This window comes from Roseivirga seohaensis subsp. aquiponti (genome assembly GCF_001267955.1).
Classification (GTDB): Bacteria; Bacteroidota; Bacteroidia; order Cytophagales; family Cyclobacteriaceae; genus Roseivirga; species Roseivirga seohaensis.
Genome location: NZ_JSVA01000036.1, coordinates 1 through 4,851 on the forward strand (window position 1 = coordinate 1; position 4,851 = coordinate 4,851).

The 4,851-nt window shown below is 49.1% G+C and carries 2 protein-coding genes; both read left to right on the forward strand.

Going from position 1 to position 4,851, the window contains the following annotated elements:
• Window positions 1-3,471: Ig-like domain-containing protein (locus OB69_RS17905; protein WP_157608631.1), on the forward strand; the 3,471-nt coding region annotated here is incomplete at its 5' end.
• A 1-nt stretch (window position 3,472) separates the two neighbouring features.
• Window positions 3,473-4,851 (forward strand): PorP/SprF family type IX secretion system membrane protein (locus OB69_RS17910; protein WP_053225129.1); only part of this gene is annotated, 1,379 nt, incomplete at its 3' end.

The window sequence follows — 4,851 nt, forward strand, 5'->3', positions numbered from 1 at the left end:
ACCATCACCCTTACCGATGACGATGACAACACAGCTCCAAGTGGCTTTACGATCACGATAAGCGATGCATTGATAGCCGCTTCAGAAACATCGACTACTAAGTTTACCTTTACAGGCGCAGAAGTTGGAACAACATACAACTATACGGTAAGCTCCAACAATGGCGGAACCAATGTAACAGGCACCGGAACAATAGCGACAGCCACAGACGAGGTCACGATTAGTAACCTGTCGGGACTGAACGATGGAACGCTGAGCCTATCAGTAACATTAACCGATGGCAGCAGCAATACCAGCACAGCCCAAACCGCTACCAGTCAATTGGACAAAACGGCTCCAGCCGCGCCAGTAGTGACAGGCGTAAGTGCAGACAGTGGCAGTAGCTCAAGTGATGGTATCACAAGCGATACTACCCCAGATGTAAAAGGAACGGCCGAGGCCAATGCAAGCATAGAAGTTTTTGTAGGAGGCAACAGTGTAGGAACGACAACAGCAGATGGATCAGGAGACTGGACGTTGGCTTATAGTGGAGTTAACCCACTAGCAGACGGTACCATTTCAGTAACTGCCAAAGCCACCGATGCCGCAGGCAATACCAGTGCAGCAAGCACAGCGGTCAATGTGACTATTGACGCTACCGCCCCAGCCGCCCCAGTGATAACATCCATCACACCAGACTCAGGAACGAGTACTACCGATAAGATCACCAATGACCAGACCAACCTTACCATAACAGGAACAGGCGAGGCCAACTCACAACTGGAGATTACAGTAAATGGTATCACGTATTCAGGATTACCAGTAGACGGATCAGGCAACTGGTTGATCGCAGTAGGCGCCATATTGGGCACAGACGGTACTTACCCAGTAACGGCAACAGTAACCGATGCAGCCGGCAACCAAAGTGCAGCCTCGGCAGCGTTTAGTATCATTTATGATACTACAGCACCAGCCGCACCAACCGTAGACCTAAACGCAGCGTCAGACCTAGGGCAAAGCAATACAGACAACATCACGCATTACAATGCTACAGATGGACTGATGCTCTCAGGCACAGCCGAAGCCAATGCTGCGATAGCGTTGAGTCTAACGTATAATGGAATCACCTTCTCAGGACTTACGGCAGCCGCAGACGGATCAGGCAACTGGACCTTTGATGCAGGCGCAATAGTGTCAGGCATATTGGCAGATGGCACGGTGAACAACCTTGTGATCAACGCCCAAGCCACCGATGCAGCCGGTAACCAAGGAGTAGCAGGCACACTGACTGTAGTGCTCGATCAGCAGATGACCGCCACGCTTAGCCCAGCCGACAACGCGATAGACATTCTACCATCAGCCAATTTAACCATGGCCTTTGGCGAAGACGTATTCAAGGGAACAGGCAATATCACGATCAAGAAGAAGTCTGACGATAGCATAATAGAAACGATACCAGTCAGTGCGGTAACCATCAATTCAGGCACAGTCACGATTGACCCAGTCAACCTGATTTTACCACCCGCCACAGAGTTCTATATAAACATAGACGCAGGCGCCCTGACCGATATAGCAGGCAACAGTTATACAATTAGCAACAATACCGACTGGAGCTTTACGATTATCGCCTCATCGGTAGTAACGAGCGTAGCCGTACCAGCAAACAACACCTATAAGATTGGAGACGAACTAGACTTTACAACCAGCTTCACGCTTCCGATCACGATCACAGGAACGCCAAGTATCCCGGTGACGATAGGAGCAAGCACAAAAACAGCGAACCTAAAAGCAGCAGTTAACAACAGTAGCACCGCCATCTTCAGCTACACCATAGCCGAAGGCGACTTAGATACAGACGGCATAGCAGTAGGCGCAGCGATAAACCTAAACGGAGGCACGATCAAAGACCAGTTTGGCACCGATGCACAACTGGCCTTGAACAATGTAGCCGCCACAACAAGCATCAATGTAGACGGAGTTAGACCAGTACCAACGCTAACTGCATCAACAACAACGCTAGTGAACGGAAGCTTCACCGTAGAATTTACCTTCAGCGAAGCGGTAACAGGCTTTACTTTGGCCGACATTACGGTGGCCAACGGAACAGCCTCCAACCTAGCGACAATCACAGCAGGTACCAAATGGTCAGCACAGATTACGCCAACAGCAGACGGAACAGTAAGCGTAAGCTTGGCCGCAGGTGTGGCCAACGACAACGCAGGCAATGCCAGTGCAGCTGGAACAGCAGTAAGCAAAACCTATGACGGCACAGCACCAACAGCGCTGAGCCTGACTAGAAAAGCGGCCAATCCAATCCTTACTGCAAGTGCAGGCTTTAGGGTGATCTTCTCAGAAGACGTAACAGGCGTAGACCTTGCCGACTTTGAAGTGATCTTGACAGGCACTGCAACAGGCACACTAAACGCAGTGACTCAAGTAGACGCCAAGACCTATGATGTTACCGTAACAGGCATATCAGGCCAAGGCAGTATAGGGCTGAACCTGAAAGACGATGACAGCATCATCGATGCGGCCAACAACCCATTGTCAGGAGCGTTAACAGGCGAAGTATATGTAACCAATATGCTACCGACCGACATCGCACTTGCCCCATCAGCCATAGATGAGAACAATGCCTTGAGTGCCGAAGTAGGAACGTTGAGCACGACAGACACAGACGCTACCGACACCCATACCTATAGCCTAATTGCAGGCACAGGCGACACGGACAATGGTAGCTTTATGGTAGCAGGCAACAAGCTGTTTGCAGGCGCTGCTTTCAATCATGAAGTAAAAGACAGCTACAGCATCAGACTTCAAACCGAAGACAACAATGGTGGCCGCTTTGAAAAAGCCTTTACCATCACCATCAACGATGTGAATGAAGCCCCTACCGACATGAGTTTGAGCAATAACATCATAGACGAAGCCGATGACGCAGGCGTACTAGTGGGCACAATGGCCTCAGTAGACCAAGACGCAGCAGAAACCTTCACCTACACCCTTGCAACAGGCACAGGCGATGACAACAATCTGCTGTTCACCTTTACCGGAGACGAGCTGAGAACCGCCACCCCGATCAACTTTGAGACCAATACCACACTTTCGATTAGGGTGAAAGTGACCGATTCGGGAGGCTTGAGCTATGAAGAAGTGTTCAGTATTACAGTGAACAATGTAGAGCTAGAAGAGATCAGAGACTTTACCAAAGACGCACCAGATGCAAGGATCAAGAACTTCTTCTCACCAAACGGAGATGGCGTCAATGATGTGTGGGTGGTAGAAGACATCTTAGATAACCCGATTAACGAAGTAAAAGTATTCTCTCAGAACGGAACGCTGATCTTTAGTGAGCGCAACTATAAAAACACCTGGGATGGCACCTACAAAGGCGAGGCGATACCACCGGGTACCTATTACTATGAGATCAACGTGTACAATGGCGAGCAGATCGTGAAAGGATTTTTGACCATCATAAGAACAAAGAACTAAGATGATGAAAGCATCAAACAAGCATATATCAATTCGATTTACCCTAGTATTATTAGCACTAGCCCTATGGGTAAGTGAAGGGATGGCACAGCAAGTGCCGCTTTACAACCAATACTTCCACAGGGCCACTTTGGCCTATCCATCGGTAGCCGCCTTTGGCACCCGTCCCGAACTGTCGGTAGTATATCGCAGGCAGTTTTCGGACTTAGAAGGCGCGCCAGAGAGTTTTGCAGTAGCCTTCCAAAACCCATTAGGAGACAAGATGGGCTTTAATATTAATTTAGTAGGCAACAACATTGGCTTTATCCGTCAAACCAAAGTACAAGGAGGCTTTGGCTATGCACTGCTCAACCAATCAGCCCACAAGCTATCGGTAGGAGCGATGCCAAGTTTATCCTTTTTCGGTATTAATGAAGACGTGATTAGCCCAGAATCCTTCAATGACCCCACCCTTCAGAACCTAATTGGCAATAACGGCACCGCTTTGAGTGTAGACTTTAGTCTGAGTTACCGCTACAACAACTTTGGAGTAGATGTAGCAGTACCCAATGTAGTGAACGAAAGCCTGTCGGACGATGAATACATCCAGATCAACGAAGACAACGTGCCCGACTACATAGCAGGAGCACACTACCGTTTTAGCCTGAGCAATGATGTATACCTCACCCCGAACGTAACCTGGAGGTACAGAGAAGTAATCGGCAGCGAGTTTGATATCCTTGCCAGAATGGAGTACAAGAACAAGTTCGAAGCCAGTGCAGGCTACCGCGACAATTACGGCCCGACCCTAGGCGCAGGGATTTACATCAACCCGAACATCTTGTTTGTGTACAACTATGACTTTGGCAAAGCCGATGTTCCCTTCCTATCAGACGGGTTGAGCGAATTTGGCCTTCACTTCTCTTTTGAAAAGAACAAGGACAAACAACAAGAAAAGTACGCCCAAGGCGAAGCAATACTAAACCAGATCAGGGCCGACAATATCTATGACAGAAACATGATACCACAGAGCGATCAGCGCTTGGTGGTAGATTACTTGGCCTCGCTAGAAAGCACAGGCAGCAAGAAAGAAAAGCTAGAAAGAGCAGACGCCCGCTTTGATGAAATCCTTCAGCAGATGAAAGATGCAGAGCAGGCCAGACTACAAGCCAGTTTTGACCAAGAAGCCCAGAGCAAACTAGAAGCCGCACAGGCCGAAGAAGCCAGAATCCAAGCAGAGCAAGAAGCCGAAGCAGCACGCTTAAGACAGCAAGCAGCCGCCCAAGCCGAGCGAGACAGGTTAGCAAAAGAGCAAGAGGTGAAAGAAAAAGCAGAGCAAGCCCTAGCCCAAAACAACGACACCACAGACGACTACTTGATAGTAGTAGCCTCTTACTCGGT